Annotated in this window: 18 protein-coding genes; 13 read left to right on the top strand and 5 right to left on the bottom strand. The window is 56.9% G+C overall.

Features of this window, described 5'->3' with window-relative positions; genetic code table 11:
* The first annotated feature begins 6 nt into the window (after positions 1–6).
* From gspE to RY075_RS07735, 13 genes are all read left to right on the top strand, one after another.
* Complete coding sequence (gene gspE / locus RY075_RS07675; protein ID WP_022650700.1) at positions 7–1485, top strand: type II secretion system ATPase GspE; 1479 nt, start codon at positions 7–9, stop codon at positions 1483–1485.
* Positions 1485–2693: a type II secretion system inner membrane protein GspF gene (gene gspF / locus RY075_RS07680; protein ID WP_017384864.1), complete on the top strand. Its 1209-nt coding sequence runs from the start codon at positions 1485–1487 to the stop codon at positions 2691–2693. Before gspE ends, gspF begins: the two co-directional genes overlap by 1 nt.
* Before the next feature lie 3 nt (positions 2694–2696).
* On the top strand, positions 2697–3146 hold the full coding sequence (gene gspG, locus RY075_RS07685) for a type II secretion system major pseudopilin GspG (RefSeq protein ID WP_003858352.1): 450 nt from the start codon (positions 2697–2699) through the stop codon (positions 3144–3146).
* Positions 3146–3631, top strand: coding sequence for a type II secretion system minor pseudopilin GspH (gene gspH / locus RY075_RS07690; RefSeq protein ID WP_023315725.1), 486 nt, complete (start codon positions 3146–3148; stop codon positions 3629–3631). The genes gspG and gspH overlap by 1 nt, the downstream gene beginning before the upstream one ends.
* Positions 3624–4004, top strand: coding sequence for a type II secretion system minor pseudopilin GspI (gene gspI / locus RY075_RS07695; RefSeq protein ID WP_023315726.1), 381 nt, complete (start codon positions 3624–3626; stop codon positions 4002–4004). Before gspH ends, gspI begins: the two co-directional genes overlap by 8 nt.
* Positions 4001–4660, top strand: coding sequence for a type II secretion system minor pseudopilin GspJ (gspJ, locus tag RY075_RS07700; protein ID WP_032657884.1), 660 nt, complete (start codon positions 4001–4003; stop codon positions 4658–4660). The genes gspI and gspJ overlap by 4 nt, the downstream gene beginning before the upstream one ends.
* Positions 4657–5667 carry a type II secretion system minor pseudopilin GspK gene (gene gspK, locus RY075_RS07705; protein ID WP_045337399.1) on the top strand — a complete coding sequence of 337 codons (1011 nt, stop codon included), beginning with the start codon at positions 4657–4659 and terminating at the stop codon, positions 5665–5667. Before gspJ ends, gspK begins: the two co-directional genes overlap by 4 nt.
* A 15-nt stretch (positions 5668–5682) precedes the next feature.
* Positions 5683–6816 (top strand): type II secretion system protein GspL, encoded by a 1134-nt coding sequence (gene gspL, locus RY075_RS07710; protein ID WP_302378511.1) that lies wholly within the window; start codon positions 5683–5685, stop codon positions 6814–6816.
* Positions 6813–7298: a type II secretion system protein M gene (locus RY075_RS07715; RefSeq protein ID WP_022650705.1), complete on the top strand. Its 486-nt coding sequence runs from the start codon at positions 6813–6815 to the stop codon at positions 7296–7298. Before gspL ends, RY075_RS07715 begins: the two co-directional genes overlap by 4 nt.
* Positions 7295–8092: an A24 family peptidase gene (locus RY075_RS07720; protein WP_022650706.1), complete on the top strand. Its 798-nt coding sequence runs from the start codon at positions 7295–7297 to the stop codon at positions 8090–8092. Before RY075_RS07715 ends, RY075_RS07720 begins: the two co-directional genes overlap by 4 nt.
* A 253-nt stretch (positions 8093–8345) precedes the next feature.
* Positions 8346–11048 (top strand): glycosyl hydrolase family 18 protein, encoded by a 2703-nt coding sequence (locus RY075_RS07725; protein ID WP_109948775.1) that lies wholly within the window; start codon positions 8346–8348, stop codon positions 11046–11048.
* A gap of 101 nt (positions 11049–11149) precedes the next feature.
* Positions 11150–11590 carry a type III secretion system invasion protein IagB gene (gene iagB, locus RY075_RS07730; protein WP_022650708.1) on the top strand — a complete coding sequence of 147 codons (441 nt, stop codon included), beginning with the start codon at positions 11150–11152 and terminating at the stop codon, positions 11588–11590.
* Positions 11591–11724: 134 nt separating this feature from the next.
* Positions 11725–13545, top strand: a complete 1821-nt coding sequence (locus RY075_RS07735; RefSeq protein WP_022650709.1) for a chitinase — start codon at positions 11725–11727, stop codon at positions 13543–13545.
* Between the two features lie 145 nt (positions 13546–13690).
* Here the strand turns inward: RY075_RS07735 and RY075_RS07740 are convergent, their stop codons facing one another.
* The 5 genes from RY075_RS07740 to hcr all read right to left on the bottom strand — a co-directional run bounded on the left by RY075_RS07740 (position 13691) and on the right by hcr (position 20123).
* Entirely contained in the window at positions 13691–14704 is a 1014-nt protein-coding gene (locus RY075_RS07740; protein WP_032661724.1) for an NAD(P)-dependent oxidoreductase, read from the bottom strand.
* Positions 14705–14796: 92 nt separating this feature from the next.
* Positions 14797–16233, bottom strand: coding sequence for an SDR family oxidoreductase (locus RY075_RS07745; protein WP_302378516.1), 1437 nt, complete (start codon positions 16231–16233; stop codon positions 14797–14799).
* 10 nt (positions 16234–16243) lie between these two features.
* Positions 16244–17245: a low-specificity L-threonine aldolase gene (ltaE, locus tag RY075_RS07750; RefSeq protein ID WP_045347127.1), complete on the bottom strand. Its 1002-nt coding sequence runs from the start codon at positions 17243–17245 to the stop codon at positions 16244–16246.
* 38 nt (positions 17246–17283) lie between these two features.
* Positions 17284–19002, bottom strand: coding sequence for a ubiquinone-dependent pyruvate dehydrogenase (gene poxB / locus RY075_RS07755; RefSeq protein WP_017693711.1), 1719 nt, complete (start codon positions 19000–19002; stop codon positions 17284–17286).
* A 152-nt stretch (positions 19003–19154) separates the two neighbouring features.
* Positions 19155–20123: an NADH oxidoreductase gene (gene hcr / locus RY075_RS07760; RefSeq protein WP_048243699.1), complete on the bottom strand. Its 969-nt coding sequence runs from the start codon at positions 20121–20123 to the stop codon at positions 19155–19157.
* Positions 20124–20125 lie beyond the last annotated feature (2 nt).

The following is a 20125-nucleotide window of genomic DNA, read 5'->3' on the forward strand; positions in this document are numbered from 1 at the left end:
GATAACGTGGACGAACTGAGTAAATCCCTGTGTAGCAGCAACTATGCAAAAGATAACGGCGTTCTGCTTTACAACAATGACGTCTATATCCGTGAGGACACCCCGGCGTTAGCACTGCTGGAGGTGCGCCGGGTGCTTGGACGCGCGTTCGTCCCGATCACCCTGGCGCCGGAAGCGTTTGATGAGATGCTGGCCAAAATCTGGCAGCAGAGCAGCGGCGTGTCGCAGCAGCTGGTGGACGACATGGACGCGGATATCGATCTGATGGCGTTAACCGAGGAGATCCCGGATAACGAAGATCTGCTCGATAACGACGAAAACTCGCCGGTGATCCGCCTGATCAACGCCATTCTCGGCGAGGCGGTGAAGGACGGCGCGTCGGATATTCATATCGAAACCTTCGAGCGCACCCTGAGCATTCGCTTTCGCGTTGACGGCGTGCTGCGCCCGGTGCTGCAACCGGCGCGTAAGCTCGCCCCGCTGCTGGTATCGCGAATCAAGGTGATGTCGAAACTCGACATCGCCGAGAAACGTCTCCCCCAGGATGGCCGTATCTCCCTGCGCATCGGTCGCAAGGCGATCGACGTGCGTGTGTCGACCATTCCGTCCCAGTACGGCGAGCGCGTGGTGATGCGCCTGCTCGATAAAAGCAATCTCAAGCCCGACATCAACAAGCTGGGGCTGATTGATGAAGAACTGGAGAAGCTGAAAGGGCTGATCGAACGCCCGCACGGGATCATCCTCGTTACCGGCCCGACGGGTTCCGGTAAAAGCACCACGCTGTACGCCATTCTTTCAGCGCTGAACGGCCACGAACGCAACATTCTGACCGTGGAAGATCCGATTGAGTACGAGCTGGAAGGGGTGGGGCAGACGCAGGTTAACCCGCGCGTGGACATGACCTTTGCCCGCGGGCTGCGCGCCATTCTGCGTCAGGACCCGGACGTGGTAATGATCGGGGAAATTCGTGACGGTGAGACCGCCCAGATTGCGGTGCAGGCGTCGCTGACCGGTCACCTGGTGATGTCGACGCTGCACACCAACAGTGCCGCAGGGGCGATAACCCGTCTGCGGGATATGGGGCTGGAGTCCTTCTTAATCGGTTCATCGTTGCTCGGTGTCATTGCCCAGCGTCTGGTGCGTCGGCTGTGTACGCACTGCCGGACCACCAGTCCGCTGGACGCCAATGAAAAAGCGCTGTTCAGCTTTATGGACGCGCCGCCAGAAGCGATTTACCGCGCGGTGGGGTGCGAACACTGCCGTCAGAGCGGCTATCAGGGCCGCGCCGGTATTCATGAATTTCTGGTGGTGGACAGCGCCATGCGCCGCGCCATCCATGAAGATAAGGACGAAATGTCCCTCGAAACGCAGCTCTTTAAGCAGGCCTACAGCCTGCGTGAAAACGGGCTGCTGAAGGTGATCGGCGGCGTGACGTCTCTGGAAGAGGTCATGCGCGTCACCGCCGAGCGTGGGGGGGATGCATAATGGCTTTCTACGCCTGGACAGCGACGGATGCCGCGGGGAAAACCCAGCGCGGGACGTTACAGGCCGAGGGGCAGAAGCAGGTTCGCCAGTGGCTTCGCGAGCAAAAGCTGATGCCCGTCAGCATTACCGAAACCCGCGAAACGGCGGCTGGCGGGAAAGCGAAAACCGGGGTGAAGCTCTCCACTCCGGTGCTGTCGATGTTTACCCGTCAGCTTTCGACGCTGGTCAACGCCGCGCTGCCGCTGGAGAGCGCGCTGAAAGCGATCTCGAAGCAGACGGAAGACAAAAAGCTGGCGGCGATGGTGGTGGAGATCCGCGAGAAGGTGGTGGAAGGCCACACCCTGTTCGATGCCTTCAGCCAGTTCCCGCGCACCTTCGACAAGCTTTACTGCACGCTGGTGATGGCCGGGGAGAAAACCGGTCACCTGGGCGACGTGCTGGAGAAGCTGGCGGAGTACAACGAGCAGCGCCAGAAAATGAAAAGTAAGCTGACGCAGGCGATGGTCTACCCGATAACCCTCACCGTGGTCGCCATCGCGGTCATCAGCATCCTGCTGGTGGCGGTGGTGCCGCAGGTGATCGAGCAGTTCACTCACATGAAGCAGCAGCTGCCGATCACCACCCGGACGCTGATTGCGGTAAGTGATTTCCTGCAAGCCTGGGGCATTTATATTGTGGGCATTCTGGGGGGCGGCTTTATCGGCTTCAAAACCTGGCTGAGGAATGCCAAAAACCGTTTTCGCTGGCACAGCTGGCTGGTGAACGGCTCGCCGATTAAAAAGCTGGTCTGCGCCATCAACAGCGCCCGCTATATCCGTACCCTGAGTATTTTGCAGGCCAGTAGCGTGCCGCTGCTGGAGGGGATGTATATCGCGATGGACGGTATCGAAAACCGCTATGCCCGGCAGGTGCTGGAGCAGGCCGCCGACACCGTGCGCCAGGGGGCGTCGCTGTATGCGGCGCTGGAACAGGCGAAATTATTCCCGCCCACCATGCTGTATATGATTGCCTCCGGTGAAGAGAGCGGGGAATTAGGTAATTTAATGGATCGCGCGGCGGAAAATCAGGAATCGGCCTTACAACATCGAATTACATTAACGCTGTCGGTCTTTGAACCGGCGCTGGTGGTATCCATGGCGACGATTGTTTTATTCATCGTGCTTTCAATATTACAACCGCTTCTGCAACTTAATAATATGGTAGGTTAAATCATGGCTTTAAAACGTAAAAACCTGGCTCGCCAGGCGGGCTTCACATTGCTCGAATTAATGGTGGTCATTGTTATTCTCGGCGTACTGGCGAGTATGGTAGTGCCAAATTTAATGGGCAATAAGGAAAAAGCCGATACGCAAAAAGCAACCAGCGATATTGTCGCGCTCGAAGGCTCGCTGGATATGTACAAGCTGGATAACCACCGCTACCCGACCACAGAGCAGGGTTTGCAGGCGCTGGTGACCAAACCTGAAATCGCGCCAATCCCGAACGGCTACCGCACGGACGGCTATATCCGTCGCCTGCCGCAGGACCCCTGGGGCAATGATTATCTGCTGGTGAGCCCGGGTGAACACGGCGCGGTGGACGTCTTCTCAGCCGGTCCGGACGGCGAAGCCAATACCGCCGATGACATTACCAACTGGTCTCTGGATAAGAAAGAGAAATAATGAAAAATCAACGCGGCTTTACGTTGCTGGAAATTATTCTGGCGCTGGTGATATTTGCCAGTTGCGCCATGATGGTGGTGTCCACCATTCCTTCGCGCAGCGGCGCGGATATATTTGGCCAGCAATTAAAAGCGCTCGTTGATTATGGTTCAGACCGTGCGGTGATGGACGGAAATATTGTCGGGCTGGTGATCGCCACCGATAAATATCAGCTGGTGACGATCGCCGATGAAAATGGCGAGCGTCACTGGGTGCCATTATCTGCCGGACGCATTTCCACCAAAGGTGATTTTCCGGAAGAGATGCATGTGTCGCTCTCGCCGCAGCGCCTGGCCGCGACGGTGACGTCCGAGCCGCAGGTAATCTTTTTACCGGACGGTGAAATCAGCCGCTTTACGCTGACGCTGCAAAGTTATGACAAACAGCACCATTTCCGCGTGGTGTCGCAAGGTGCGGCGCCGGTATCGGTAGAAAACGATGGCTAACGGCAACAAAAAGCAAAAGGGGATGACGCTGCTGGAGGTGATGGTCGCTCTGGTGATTTTCTCCACCGCCGCGCTGGCGCTGATGAACTCGGTCTCCCTGAACGTGCGTTTTACCCATGGCCTGGCCGATACCTTGCAGGCCAGTTGGGTGGCGGAAAATCAGCTGGCGGAAGCACAGCTCACGAAAACCGACTTCCCGGATGCTGAACAGCAGGGGACGGAAATCATGGGCGGGCGCAGGTGGAACTGGCGTAAGCAGCGGGTGAAAACGGCCGACAACGTCTGGGCGAATACAATACGCGTGTATGCGGAAGGCGATGAGAGCCAGCCGGTTATTTCCCTGCATATCATTCCGCCGGGAGAGAGCAAGTGAAGAAAATGCGACGCCAGCGCGGATTTACCCTGCTGGAGATCATGATTGCGCTGACTATCTTCGCGGTGATCAGCACCCTGGCCTGGCAAATTCTGGACGGCGCGATGCGTACCAGCTCGGCGACGGATGCCAGCGCCGCAAAGCTCAACCAGCTTCAACGCGCCTGGAGTCTGATGGAGCGTGATTTTTTCCAGCTTCAGGCGCGCGCCCCGCGTAATGAGCCGGAGCTGTTTCGTCAGGCGGGCGATGCCCTTGAACTGACCACCCTGAATGGCGTGAGCGGAACGGTCCAGCTGGAGCGCGTGCGCTGGCGGCTGGAAGAGGGGCGTTTGTATCGCGACGTCTGGCCGGTCATTGACGGCCCGGCGGACGTTAAGCCTGACGAAGTGCCGATTGTCAGCGGCGTTAAATCATTGCAGTGGCGGTTTTATCGTCAGGGCTGGCTGAAAAGCTGGAGCGACGCCGCCCATCTGCCGGACGGCGTGGAGGTTACGTTGACGATGGAAAACGGGGATACCTGGCGCTGGGTATTCACCACGCCGGGTGATATGCAGGAGGTGGCCGCTGCCGCGGCGCCAGAGAAAGCCGCCGACGCGCCTGGGACGCCCCCGGATGCAGCCCCTGCGCCTGCCCCTTCGCCGGAGACCAGACCATGAAGCGGATCCGTCAACAACAGGGCGTAGCCCTGCTGGTGGTGCTGATTTTGCTGGTGATGATGTCGGCGCTGGCCGCCAAAATCAGCCAGCAGTTCTGCCGTAATTTGCAGAAAACGCATTATCAGGTAAGCCAGCAGCAGCTGCGCTGGGCGATGCAGGCCCAGGAAAAAGTGGTGAAGGACCGGTTACAGACCGACGCCAGCGGCGAGAGCAAGCCGCTGGCGCTGGACGGCGACTGGCATCAGCCGCTGGAGACGCAGGGTGAAGATTACACGGTCGTGAGCCAGGTGGAAGATGCGCAGGACTGCTTTAACGTCAATAACCTGTTGACCGCCGACATCGCACCCCAGGGGCAAAGCGCTCCCGCGGTGGCGGAAACACCGCGTAAAGCGCGGATTGTAGAACAACTTCTGACGGAAAGTGGGCTCAGTCCGGGCACGGCGGAGGCGGTCTATTTCCAGCTGGTGGATTATCTCGATGGTGACAGCACCACGGCGAAGGAGGGGGCCGAAAGCGATGCGTGGGCTGGCGTCGTGCCCGCGCGGCAACCGGCAAATCAGATGATGCGCAGCATCGCGGAAATCAAACTGCTGCCGGCGTTCCCTGTTACGGCATATCCAAAGGTGAGCAAGCTGTTATGCGCGCTGCCGGACGCCGCCAGCAAGGTGGACGTGAACACCCTGCAACCGGAACAGGCCGCCGTGCTGGCGGCCATGTTCCCGGGAAAACTCACGCCGGATGACGCCGTTCGCCTGCTGGATTCGCGTCCGGAATCGGGCTGGGAAAATATGGAAGCGTTCAGCAAAGCGCTGGAGCAGGCCTTCCCGCAGTTAAAAGACGATCTCCCGCAGGTGGTGGATCAATTTTCTATAAACAGCCGGTACTTCCGCGTGAATTACACCGGCAATACCGATGAATTAACGCTTCGCGTGGTCAGCCAGCTTCAGGTGAATAACGAAGCCGGTGAGATCGTGACGTGGCAGCGTCGTTACCGAATGATTGAATAAGAAAAGTAGAACGTTATGAAACAGGTACTTTTTGTTCGTCCCGACAGCCGCGAGGGCGGGAAAATAATGTGGTGTGAGTCCGGCAGCGAGCGCGTCGAGGTGGTCGACAGCCTGGAGATGCTGGCCGAACACCCCCTGGCTACGCGCGTTTGTCTCCTGTTACCCGCCAGCGACATGATTTTCCGCCATTTTAGGCTACCGAAAAAGGTGGCTTCTCAGGGAATGGCCTTCTCGTGGATGGCAGAAGAGACGCTGATTGGCGACGTGGACAACCTCCACTGGACGGTACTCCACAAAAAAGGCGCCGACGTCGACGCCGTGGCCATTGACGCCGACCGCCTGCGCGCAACATTAACCCGCTGTCAGGAGGCCGGATTAAACGTGATTCAGGCCCTGCCTGATGCCTGGCTCCTGCCCGTGACGGCAGGGGGCAGCACGCTGGTCGCGCAGGATGATGGCTACTGGCTGCGTTTATCGCCCCATGTGGTGGGTGAAATGGAGGCAACCCTGCTGCCGCTGTTAATGCAGAAAGCCGGGGTCGGGGAAGTGTGGTGTTACGGCGATGCGCCTGCGAAGGTGCACGTTGACGTGCAGCATGCCTGGCAGCATCCGCTGGCGCTGATCCAGCCGCAGTGGCAAACCTGTCGCGTTAACCTGCTTCACGGTGAATTCAGCCTTAAGGCCGGTCATGGGCGGGCAGCGAAAAGGATGAAAGCCGCGATGGTGGCGGCGGGCGTGCTGTCTGTTGGTCTGCTGCTGGGGCCACGCATTGCGATGGCCTGGATGCTGGTGCAGCAGGAAAATCGGGTGCAGCAGGAGATCGTCCAGGTTTATCAGCACCATTTCCCCAGCATGCGCCAGCAGACCAATATCAAATATCACTTTGGCCAAAGCCTGAAAAAACAGAGCAAGGGGTTCTTTCTTCAGCTTGAGGAGCTGGAGAAAGCCCGGCAGTCAGTCCCTGCGATGGAGATCGATCTGCTGGAATACGATGCGCAGCAAAACACCCTGACGCTGAGCGTCAGCGCGCAAAACCAGCCCGCGTTGCAGGCGTTTGTTAACCAGACCAGTGAGAATTTTGATTTTACCTTACAGCCTGTTTCAACAACCGAACCGTATACCGCCATGATCGCAGGGAAACATAAATGAAAGAGCGAATCGCACAGCTGAAAGCGCGCTATCAGAATTACAGCGCCCGGGAAAAAATCATTTTAAAAATATGTGCCGTTGCTATTGTGGGGGCAGCGGTGTATTACACAGGAGTGATCCCCTTGGATAATATGATTAAAAATAGTAAATCGACACTTAAAAGACAAAAAGAGACGCTTAACTGGATGCGCAGTGAAATTGATAAAAATCATCTTCAGATCCAGTTAGTCAAAACGGATAATCCGCGTACGGTGGTCGAGAATAGCGCCCATGAAATTAACCTTTCGCTGACGGATGTGCGCCAGGAGGGGCAAACTTTATCGTTCGTGGTGAATCGGGTTAATGTGTATGAATTAAAAAGCTGGCTGCGTGAAATTAATCAGACCACCGGTGTGAGATTGCAAAAAATTAACCTCACGCCGGTTGACCACCTCAGCGATGTGAAAGCGCAGGTGCAACTCACCTGGGCAAAAAACGCATGAATACCTTCGCGCTGATGCGGGATGCCTTTCCAGTAGGGTTCCCGATAATGAGTGCGATCCTGGGCGGCATTGTGGGCAGTTTTCTTGGCGTTGTCGCCGAACGCGTACCGGGGATGGTGATGGATGAGGAGGGGAGCGGTAATCTGCTCATTCCGGCCTCGCACTGTCCGGTGTGCCAGCACGCGCTCGCCGCGTGGGAAAACATCCCGCTGCTCAGCTGGCTTTTATTACGGGGGCGCTGCCACCAGTGCGGCAGCGCGATCCCGCTGCGACTCTTTCTGGTCGAACTGATCTCCGCCTTGTTTTTTGGCATCACGGCCTGGTGCATGCCGGACGTTCAGGCACTGTTCTCTTTGTGGTTACTGGCGGCTTTTTTACTGCCGCTGGCCATGATCGACTGGCAGCACCAGTTGCTTCCGGACTGCCTGACCCAGCCGCTGCTGTGGGCAGGTCTCTTGCTTCATGTTTTTGACCACACGTTGCCGCTACGCGATGCGCTGTTCGGCGCGGTGGCGGGCTATCTGTCGCTCTGGCTGCTCTACTGGGCTTTTCGTCTGATCACGGGACGAGAAGGTCTGGGTTACGGGGATTTTAAGCTACTGGCGGCGCTGGGCGCCTGGTGCGGCTGGCAGGCGTTGCCCTCTATTGAACTGGCGGCAGCGTTAAGCGGTATTGTCGGTTATTTCGCCGTAAATAATTTAAATAAAAATAACCTCACTATTTCTTTTGGTCCTTATCTCGCCTTTGCTGGAATAGGGGTTTTTATTAGTCAGCAAATTGCTTTCACATTTTAAATATACAGGTCAAGATTTTTTATAAATCTTTTTGATGGAGGGAGGAAAGGACGATCCTTTACGCTCAGTGTATCGTAAGAGATATAAGCTACACGGGATTTGGCTTGTATCTTTTAATGGAGGAATACAACGCAGCAACAATTTTTTGTTCACGGCACTCACGTTGGTTAAATACGCATTACGCGAAACGCATCCATGATCTCACGGAAGACATGGGTTACTACGTTATAAATAAATTTATCAGGAAATAAAAATGAAATTTATGAAGCCAAAATATCTGGCGCTCTTTATTGCGGCGGCAACCAGCTCCGCATTTGCAGCAGCGCCAGGTGCACCGACGATCGGCTATGGCAATGACAAATTTGCCCTGGTGGAAGTGGATCAGGCTGCACAGGATTATAACAATCTTGTCAAAGTGCATAACGATGGCGTGGATGTAAAAGTTGAGTGGAACGTCTGGAGTGGTGATGCGCCAACTTCTGCGAAAGTTCTGCTGGACGGACAGACCGTATGGACCGGCGCAGCCGGTGCGACGGGCTCTGCAACGTTTAAAGTGAAAAAAGGCGGGCGTTATCAGGAACAGGTTGAAGTCTGTAATGCCAGCGGCTGTGCGAAAAGCTCCAGTAAGCTGATTATTGTGGCTGACACCGACGGTAGCCACCTGCTGCCGCTGAATACGTCTCTCCAGGAGAACAACAAAGCGTTCGCGAAGCATACCGATAAAGTGGTTGCGGCCTACTTCCCGGAATGGGGCGTTTACGACCGTAACTTCCCGGTTGATAAGATCCCTGCGGCAAACCTCAACCACATTCTGTACGGCTTCATTCCAATCTGTGGCGGTGACGGCATCAACGACGGCCTGAAAACCATTGAAGGTGGTAACAGCTTCCGCGTGCTTCAGAACGACTGTAAGGGCCGTCCTGACTTTACCGTGGCGATCCACGACCCATGGGCTGCGCTGCAAAAACCACAGGCTGGAGTCTCCAACTGGGATGATCCGTACAAAGGTAACTTTGGCCAGCTGATGGCGCTGAAAAAAGCGCATCCAGGCCTGAAAGTGCTGCCATCTATCGGCGGCTGGACGCTTTCCGATCCGTTCTTCCACATGGGCGACCCGGCTATCCGAGCACGCTTTGTCTCTTCTGTGAAAGATTTCCTCCAGACGTGGAAATTCTTTGACGGCGTGGATATCGACTGGGAATTCCCGGGCGGTGGCGGTGTAACCGAAAACCTGGGTAACCCGCAGCAGGATAAAGCAACCTATACCGCACTGATGCACGACCTGCGCACCATGCTGAACGAGCTGTCTGCACAGACGGGCCGTACCTATGAACTGACCAGCGCCATCGGTGCAGGCCGCGATAAGATCGAAGACGTGGATTACACCACGGCTCAGCAGTATCTCGACCACATCTTCCTGATGAGCTACGACTTCTACGGCGGCTGGAGCAACACCGTTCTCGGCCACCAGGCTGCGCTGCGTGCGCCAGCATGGCGTCCGGACACTGATTACACCACTGAAAATGGCGTTAACGCGCTGCTTGCGCAGGGTGTACAGCCAGGCAAGATCGTGGTGGGTGCGGGCATGTATGGCCGCGGCTGGACCGGCGTGCATGGCTACACCGGTGACAATCCATTCACCGGTACGGCAACCGGCATGGTGAAAGGCACCTGGGAACCGGGCGTGGTTGACTATCGTCAGATCGTGAACGAATACAAAGGCAAACCGGGCTGGGAATACGGCTACGACACGACCGCTGAAGCCCCTTACGTCTTCAACAAATCCACCGGCGACCTGATCTCGTATGAAGATGCGCGTTCAACCACGGCGAAAGGCAAGTATGTTCTGGCCAATAAACTGGGCGGTCTGTTCGCGTGGTCTATCGACTCTGATACCGGCGACATTCTGAATGCGATGAACGAAAGCCTGCTGGGCGGCGACTCGACTCCGGTTGATCCGGTGGTCACCAACCACGCGCCAATCGCGTCCTCTGCCGATCAGAACGTGTCTGGCCCGGCAACCGTCACGCTCGATGGCTCTGCTTCCAGCGATCCTGATGGCGATGCGATTACCTACAAATGGACTCAGGTCTCTGGTCCGTCTGTCACCATCAACAACAGCACCAAAGCGAAAGCGACCTTCAATGTTGCGGCAGCGACCACCGACCAGACCATGACGTTCCGCCTGACGGTGACCGATGCAAAAGGCCTGAGCAACGCGATTGATGTCCAGGTGGTGAACAAGGCGCCGAAAGCTAACCAGGCACCGGTTTTAAACCCAATGGAAGCGATCACGCTTGAATCTGGTGAAACCTATGCGCTGCATGCCCAGGCTGCGGACCCAGACGGTGATGCGCTGACCTACGCCTGGAGCGTACCAGCAGATATGCACGCCACCGGAACTGACTCCGCGAACGTGAATATCACGGCGCCGGAAGTGAGCTCGACGTCTACCTACACCCTGAGCGTGGTAGTGAGCGACGGTAAGACCAGCGTGCAGTCTAACGTCCAGGTTACCGTGAATCCGAAAGCGGCGCCTGCACCGGTACCTGCTGACGAAGACACTAACCCGGCGGATGACGTTACCCCTCCGGCTGATGATGTGACTCCTCCGTCTGACAAAGGAAGCTGCGATGCACCTGTGGATGCTAACGCCAGCAAATACGCGGCGTGGGAATCCAGCAAAATCTACAACGGTGGCGATACCGTAAGCTTCGACCATCTGGTGTGGAAAGCGAAGTACTGGACTCAGGGCAATCAGCCTGGCTTCGGTGTGGATGCATGGGAGCTGGTGAGCAACGTGAAGATGAACTGGCGTTCTGACCTGGTCTACAACGGCGGCGACACTACCACCTATGAAGGTAACGTTTACCGTGCGAAATGGTGGACCCGTGGTGATAACCCAGCCAACAGCGACGTATGGGTAAAAGAAGGCGCATCAACAGATTGCAAATAATCTAACCCATTAATCACTCCCCCTTTAGAGGGGGAGTGATTCAAAATTCATTTTACAGGATGTTGGTAAGGAGAAATAACCGAAACTGTCAGCAGGTAAAAATGAAAAAGTTAATTTTGTTGTTATTGATAATAAGCCAAAGCGCACTGGCAAATTGTTGGGATAAAGCGGCGCATTATTATCATGTCGATCCTTATTTACTGTACGCGATAGCGAATGTGGAATCCGGAATGAATCCGTATGCGGTTGGGCAAAACCGCGATGGCACGCGGGATGTCGGGCTGATGCAAATCAACAGTTCGCATTTTACCGCGCTGGAAAGCAGAGGCATCGACGAATATCGATTAATCACGGAGCCGTGTACTTCGATCATGGTCGGGGCTTCTATCCTTTCCGGGATGATCAGGGTGTATGGCTACAACTGGGAAGCCGTTGGCGCGTATAACGCCGGACTGAAAAAAGAAAATTATCCGCAGAGGATGAAATATGCCCATAAGGTCTGGGCCAAATATCAGCAACTGAAATTAGCAGCACGTTATTAACGTTTTTTATTTTTGAAGAATTCCTGAAGGTGTTCTTCGAAAAGTGAAAACAGCTGAATGTGGTTTATGTATTAACGGAGTAATACCTAAGCCGGGATATTAACATTTAATTTGAAACGAACAGGAAAACTGAAATGAACAAAAGGACGTTACTGAGTGTACTCATTGCGGGAGCCTGCGTGGCGCCATTCATGGCCCAGGCTGCGAATCTGAAGGAGACCAGCAGTGAGCCGTACACCATCAAAGCCAGCGATCTGGCGAAGAAAGAGAAGGAACTGACGGACTTCCCGCTGATGGCTTCGGTTAAAGAGACCATCCAGACGCTGGATAACGCGCAGGTCGAACTGATTGAGCCAGGCCGGGCGGCGAACCCGGACAACGTTAAACGCGTTGAAGGGATTGTGAAAGCCAGCGACTGGGAATATCTCTTCCCGCTGCGCGCCCAGGCCTATACCTACAGCAACTTCCTGAAAGCCGTGGGTAAATTCCCGGCGCTGTGTAAAACCTATAATGACGGTCGTGACAGCGACGCCATCTGTCGCAAAGAGCTGGCCACCATGTTTGCCCACTTTGCCCAGGAAACTGGCGGCCACGAAAGCTGGCGTCCGGAAGCCGAATGGCGTCAGGCGCTGGTCCACGTACGTGAAATGGGCTGGAGCGAAGGGCAGAAGGGCGGTTATAACGGCGAATGTAACCCGGACGTCTGGCAAGGACAGACCTGGCCTTGCGGTAAAGATAAAGACGGCGATTTCCTGAGCTATTTCGGACGCGGTGCGAAACAGTTGTCTTACAACTACAACTACGGTCCATTCTCTGAAGCGATGTACGGCGACGTGCGTACACTGCTCGACAAACCTGAGCTGGTGGCGGACACCTGGCTGAACCTGGCGAGTGCGATCTTCTTCTTCGCCTATCCGCAGCCGCCAAAACCAAGCATGTTGCAGGTGATCGACGGTACATGGCAGCCGAACGACCACGATAAAGCCAACGGTCTGGTTCCGGGCTTTGGTGTGACCACCCAGATCATCAACGGCGGCGTTGAGTGCGGCGGCCCGACTGAAATTGCGCAGTCTCAGAACCGTATCAAATACTACAAAGAGTTTGCAAACTACCTGAAAGTGCCTGTTCCGGCGAACGAAGTGTTGGGTTGCGCCAACATGAAGCAGTTCGACGAAGGTGGCGCAGGCGCCCTGAAGATTTACTGGGAACAGGACTGGGGATGGAGCGCGGATACCCCGGACGGCAAAACCTACTCTTGCCAGCTGGTGGGCTACCAGACTCCGTTCAGCGCCTTTAAAGAAGGTGACTACAGCAAGTGCGTGCAGAAGTTCTTTAACGTGAAAATCGTTAACGATGATGGTTCTTCCGTTACCCCGGACGAAACCCCGGTCACGCCAACACCGACGCCATCTGGCGATGAAACGCCAGCGCCAACACCAACGCCGGATGAAACCCCGGTCGAACCTGTTGTGGTGAACCACGCGCCGGTTGCGCAGATTGCCGGTCCGATCGGTGCAGTGGAAGCAGGTGCGCAGGTTTCTCTGAGTGCGGAAGGCTCTACCGATCCTGATGGCAACAAACTGACGTATACCTGGCGTTCCCAGGATGGTCAGACTGTTACCGGTCAGGACAAAGCGGTTGTGACCTTCACAGCGCCAGAGTCTGCGACGGCGCAGCAGTATGAAGTGAGCCTGACCGTCAGCGATGGCGAGCTGAGCAGCACCACGTCTTACCTGCTGAACGTGAAAGCGAAAGCGGCAACGCCATCCGGAGAAGATACGTCTTACCCGGCATGGAGCGCGAACAGCAAGTACAACGCCGGTGATATCGTGAACAACCACGGTAAACTGTTCCAGTGCAAACCGTTCCCGTACAGCGGCTGGTGTAACAACTCTCCAACGTACTATGAACCAGGCGCAGGTCTGGCATGGGCTGAAGCCTGGACGGCTCTGTAAAAGCAAACGGCAACCCCCAGGGTTGCCGTTTTAGTGTCTGCACCCTCTCCCTGTGGGAGAGGGCCGGGGTGAGGGCATCAGTCCGCACTCTCTGTTTTTTGCCGGGTGGCGCTGCGCTTACCCGGCCTACATGAGGCTGGAACGCTTACCGGTGCAACTTCCCGTGATCCCGTAACCACGCCGCCGTACGCACTATCCCTTCATCCAGCGAGACAATCGGTTTATATCCCAGCTCGTTCTCCGCCCGAGAAATATCCAGCGTAAAATCAAAGTTGAGCTTCGACACACCGTAATGCGTCAGCGCAGGCTCTTTCGCCGATTTGCTGCCAAAACGCTCCATGCTGCGGGCAATCATGTCCAGCATTGGGTAGGGAACGGAACGGATCCGGCAGTCGATTTTTAATTCGTCAATCAGCCTTTGCACAATGCTGCGCAGGGTACAGGGTTCGCCGTTGGTGATGTTATACGCGCGCCCCGACACCAGCTTATCGCATTCCGGCTGGCTCGCCAGCCACATGGCGTGAACGGCATTTTCGTAATAGGTCATGTCCACCAGCGCATCGCCGCCGCGCGGTAACAGCACGCTGCCGTAGTGATGCATCATCTGGGCCAGTCGCGGGATAAAGACTTTGTCGTGCGGCCCAAACAGGCTCTGCGGACGCAGCACGGTAAAGCGGGTGTGCGGGTTTGACTGGGCTAGCAGGTCGATCACCTCTTCGCCCGCCGCTTTACTGCGGGCAAACTCACAGGCAAAGCGCGCCGGGCGGAAATTTTCCTGAATATCACGATGGTGGTGATAGTCGAAATAGAGCGATGGAGAGGAAATATGAATAAAGTTACGCACGCCCCAGGCGACGGCCCATTCACCCAGACGGCGCGTGGCGCGCACGTTGGCGAGATCAAAGGCTTCCTGGGTACCCCACGGGGAGGTAAAACTGGAGCAGTGCCACAGCGTATCGATACCGGCGAGCATCACCTTGGCCTGAGAGGAGACCAGCTCCGTCAGATCGGCATGGACAAATTCAGCGCCCATTTTTTGCAGGAGCTTACCCATCGCCTCATTGCGACCAGTGGCCCTCACGCTGATGCCTTTGTTGCGCAGAAACTCGACCGCATTTCGGCCTAAGCCGCTGGTCGCCCCGGTAACCAGTACCTTCATAACAATCCACTGTGTTGAAAAGAATTTCGTGCGCATTCTTTCGTGAATTACGATGTGTTGCAATGGGAAAGGTGAAAGATTAAGAGTTTTATTTAGTTATTTTCCCGCTTTTCTTCTGCCAGTAGCGCAATCCGTTTCGCCATTCCGCGGAAGATAAACAGGTGTGCCGGGATCATCAGCAACCAGTAAAACAGACCCGGCATTCCGTGCGGATGCCACCATGCCCGAACGTCCAGTTCACGATGGTCGTCCTTGTCCTTCAGGGTGAAGCAGAGCCGCCCCAGCCCCGGCGCCTTCATGCCAAACAGCAGCGCCAGCTGTTTTTCCGGCTCAACGATAATCACCTTCCAGCTGTCGACGGTATCGCCCACCTTCAGCCAGGGATGGGCAGGGCGGCCTTTTGCCAGCCGGTGACCGACCAGCAGATCCAGCGCGCCGCGCGTTTGCCACAGAATATTGCCGAAGAAATAGCGCTCTTTGCCGCCAATCTGGTTCACAACTTCCCACAGCGCTGCCAGGCTGGCCGTGGTTTTGACCGTACAGCCCGCCTGTTTCGGATAATAGCCGTACTCGGGCCGCCAGCGGGCAAACGCCTGCGCGTCGTAGCCCCAGTCGCTGGAGTTCACCAGCTTCTCTTCTTCTTTCAGCGTATTGCGTACGGCATCGTCGAAGGGGATCAATTCCTGAGGGATCAAGGCACGCAGTTCACGATCGTCCGCCAGCAGATCGTGCTTCAGTCCCTGTATAAGCGCTTTGGCAGTCGTCGGCGGCACGGAGGTGATCACATTCAAAAACCACACTGATATCCAGCGGGTCGGGAAGGGGATGGGGATCAGCCAGCGGCGGCGGCCGCTCACCCGCATAAAATGTTCGAACTGCGCCTGATAGCTCAGCACTTCCGGGCCTGCCGCCTCCAGCACGCGATGCTGCTCCGCCGGGTGATCCAGCAATGCCACCAGATAGTGGAGTAAATTCTCCAGCGCAATGGGCGTGGTGCGCGAGCGTACCCAGCGCGGCGGCGTCAGCACAGGCAGGTTGTAGACCATATCGCGCATCACTTCGAACGCGGCGGAACCCGCGCCGACGATGATCCCTGCCCGGAGTTCGGTGACGGGGATACGGGCGCTTCGCAGCGTTTCTGCCGTCAGCTGTCGGGCGCGCAGATGATCTGACTGCTCGTTCTCAGGCGCCTGGAGTGAGCTTAAAAAAATCACCTGCTTCACCGGCGTTTGCCGCAGCGCATCACGAACGTTCATCGCCACCTGACGCTCGTGGGCGATAAAATCGCCGCCTTCGCCCATGCTGTGGACAAGGTAGTAAAGCGTATCGACCCCTTCCAGCAGCGCAGGAAGCGCTTTCGGCCAGTTAAGGTCAACGTTGTGACACGTCACGCCAGGCAAATGTAGCTTTTGCAGGCGTTCCGTGTTGCGTGCCGCTGCCAGCACCTGGTGCCCCTGCTGGCTTAACGCAGTGGTCAGATGCTGACCGATATACCCGCTGGCGCCGAGCACCAGAATACGTTGCGGCACGGTATGCTCCTTAACGCTGTAAAAACGCCTGCCAGTGTTTCACCACCTCGGTCAACTGCTCGCGGTTAACGTCAAGATGCATCACCAGTCGCACGACCGGGGAGGCGTTGATCAGCACGCCTCGGGCTTTCATAAAGTCGCCCAGCGCGGCAGCATGCTCATCGCCGACACGGACAAACAGCATGTTGGTGTCGTGTCGCATGACATCAGCGCCGATTTCACGCAGCTGCGCTGCCATCCACGCCGCATTGTCGTGATCGTCTTTCAGGCGTGACACGTTATTTTTCAGGGCGTACAGTCCGGCAGCCGCCAGAATACCCGCCTGACGCATCCCGCCGCCGGTCATTTTGCGCCACCGGTTGGCGCGTCTGATGTAGTCTGCGCTGCCAACCAGCAGGGAACCTACCGGCGTGCCCAGCCCTTTAGAGAGGCAAATGGTGAACGAGTCGCAATATTGGGTGATCGCTTTCAGCTCGCAGCCGTACTCCACCACGGCGTTGAAGATACGTGCGCCGTCAACGTGGAGGCCGAGCTTGCGCTCGCGGGTAAAATCCCATGCCGCTTTCAGGTATTCACGCGGCAGGACTTTACCGTTATGGGTGTTTTCGAGGCTCAGCAGTTTAGTGCGGGCGAAGTGAATATCGTCAGCTTTGATTTTCGCCGCGACTTTGTCCAGCGGCAGCGTACCGTCCGGCGCAGCATCGATCGGCTGCGGCTGGATGCTGCCGAGCACCGCCGCGCCGCCGGCTTCGTACAGGTAGTTATGCGCCCCCTGGCCAACGATATACTCTTCGCCGCGCTCGCAGTGGCTCAGCAGCGCCACCAGGTTAGCCTGCGTGCCGGTGGGCAGGAACAGAGCAGCCTCTTTACCGCTCAGCTCGGCCGCATAGCGCTGGAGTTCGTTGACCGTCGGGTCATCGCCGTAGACGTCGTCCCCGACCGGGGCGGCCATCATCTCTTCGAGCATGGCGCGGCTCGGGCGGGTAACGGTATCACTGCGTAAATCAATCATGGCATGTCCTTATATTTAAAAAGGCGATGCCAGATGTTTTACCTGAGCCAGTTGGTTTTTGCCAGTTCGATCACCTCGTCACCGCGCCCGCTGATGATGGCGCGCAGCATGTAGAGGCTAAATCCTTTGGCCTGTTCCAGCTTGATTTGAGGCGGGATCGCCAGCTCTTCTTTGGCGACCACCACATCCACCAGCACCGGGCCGTCGATGGCGAAGGCGCGTTGCAGGGCGTCGTCCACCTCTGAGGCTTTCTCCACCCGAATACCGGTGATACCGCAGGCTTCGGCGATGCGGGCGAAGTTGGTGTCGTGCAGCTCGGTGCCGTCCGTGAGGTAGCCTCCGGCCTTCATCTCCATCGCCACGAAGCCCAGCACGCTGTTGTTAAAGACCACGATTTTCAGCGGAAGCTTCATCTGCGCCACCGACAGGAAATCCCCCATCAGCATACTGAACCCGCCGTCGCCACACATCGCCACCACCTGACGTTCCGGTGCCGTCGCTTTTGCGCCCAGCGCCTGCGGCATGGCGTTGGCCATTGAGCCATGGTTGAACGACCCAAGCAGGCGTCGTTTGCCGTTCATTTTCAGGTAGCGTGCTGCCCAGACGGTGGGCGTTCCCACGTCGCAGGTGAAGATGGCATCGTCGTCGGCGAAGTGGCTGATCTGCTGCGCCAGATACTGCGGGTGGATCGCTTTTTCGCTCGGTTTGGCGAGATCGTCCAGCCCCTTACGCGCATCGCGATAGTCGCTCAGGGCTTTATCGAGGAATTTGCGGTCCGTTTTTTCTTCCAGTAGCGGCAGCAGGGCGGCGAGGGTGGATTTGATATCGCCGATAAGCGCCATATCCACCTTGCTGTGCGCACCGATGCTGCCGGGATTAATGTCGATCTGGATAATTTTGGCATCCGTCGGGTAGAACGCGCGGTACGGGAACTGAGTGCCGAGCAGGATCAGCGTGTCGGCGTTCATCATGGTGTGGAAGCCGCTGGAAAAACCGATCAGCCCGGTCATGCCGACATCGTACGGGTTATCGTATTCAACGTGCTCTTTCCCGCGCAGGGCATGCACCACTGGCGCCTTGAGCTTGCCGGCAAATTCCACCAGCTCTTTATGCGCACCGGCGCAGCCGCTGCCGCACATCAGGGCGATATTGCTGGAGTATCGCAGCAGTTGCGCCAGCTTTTTCAGCTCTTCTTCGGCAGGGGTAATGGTTGGCTGTGGCGCAGAGTACCAGTGGGTGGTGGCGGTTTCAGGTGCGGCCTTCAGCGCCACGTCCCCCGGCAGCACAACCACCGAAACCCCGCGATTCAGGATCGCCTTACGCATGGCTATCGCCAGCACCTGTGGGATCTGCTCCGGTGATGAGACCAGCTCGCAATAGTGGCTGCATTCACGGAACAGCTCCTGCGGATGCGTCTCCTGAAAATAGCCGCTACCGATTTCAGATGACGGAATGTGAGCCGCAATCGCCAGCACCGGAACATGGTTGCGGTGACAGTCGAACAGACCGTTGATGAGGTGCAGGTTTCCTGGTCCGCAGGAACCCGCACATACAGCGAGTTCACCCGTAAGCTGCGCTTCGGCACCGGCGGCAAAGGCGGCGACCTCTTCATGGCGGGTGGGCATCCACTCAATGGTCTTCATCTTGTTAAGGCTGTCGCTGAGTCCGTTCAGAGAGTCGCCGGTGACGCCCCAGATACGCTTTACGCCAGCCTGCTCAAGAGTTTTTGCTATGTATGCAGCCACGGTTTGTTTCATGGTGGTCCTTCTCCTTTATGTGATATCGCTTACAAGCTTAGAAGAAAGTCACTGTATTGGCTGCCTGGTATTCCATACGCACAGGCAGTAGGCACAACGTAAGCCGGGTAAACGCAGTGCCACCCGGCAACAAATGGGGGCACTGCGCCAGATTATGCCAGCACCAGGTCTCCCTGCGGATGGCACGAACATGCCAGCACATAGCCCTCGGCAATTTCCGCGTCGGTCAGCGTCATGGTGCTGGTGACCGTGTACTCACCGGAAACCACTTTGGTCTTACAGCAACCGCACACCCCGGCGCGACAGGCCGCCGCTACCGGCACGTTGTTACTTTCAAGCGCTTCAAGCAGCGTGGTGCCCACGCGGCCAAAGAAAGTCTGCGCCGGTTGCAGCTTCGTGAACTTCATCCCGCTGGTCGCCGCTGCCGCTACAGGCGTGAAGAACTGCTCTTTGAAGAAGCGGGTCACGCCGAGCGCTTTCACTTCTTTCTCCACGATCTCCATATAAGGCGCCGGGCCGCAGGTCATCACGGTACGGTTCGCAATATCCGGCACGCTTTGCAGCAGCTCGCGGCTCAGGCGCCCCGCGACAAAACCGTGCGTCGCGTTGTGCTCAGCCACCAGCGTCACCGGATAGTTGCGCCATTCTTCGGCAAAAATCACATCTTCCGGGGAACGCACGCTGAAAATCACCTGCACGTCGGCCTGAGGACGGTATTTCGCCAGCCAGCGACGCATCGACATAATCGGCGTCACGCCACAGCCTGCCGCCAGCAGCAGGAATTTATCTTCCGTCTTGTCGTCACAGGTAAACTCGCCCTGCGCGTCAGACAGCCAGATGTAATCCCCGCGCTTCACGTCCCGGGTCAGCCACTCGGATCCTGCGCCGTCATCAATACGACGGACGGTGAGCGTAATGTATTCGCTCACGCCCGGCGTGGAGGAGAGGGTGTAGGCGCGCAGGGTATTCGCCGAATTACGCACGCTAACCAGCGCATACTGACCTGGGCGGTACGGGTAGTAGTCATGGCACAGCAGCGACAGCGTCCACACATCCGGCGTCTCCTGATGGATGTGATGAACCTGCATCCGCCACGGACATTGTGAGGTTGGCATGGTCATGA

It is taken from the genome of Enterobacter sp. JJBC (assembly GCF_036936505.1).
Classification (GTDB): Bacteria; Pseudomonadota; Gammaproteobacteria; order Enterobacterales; family Enterobacteriaceae; genus Enterobacter; species Enterobacter hormaechei_C.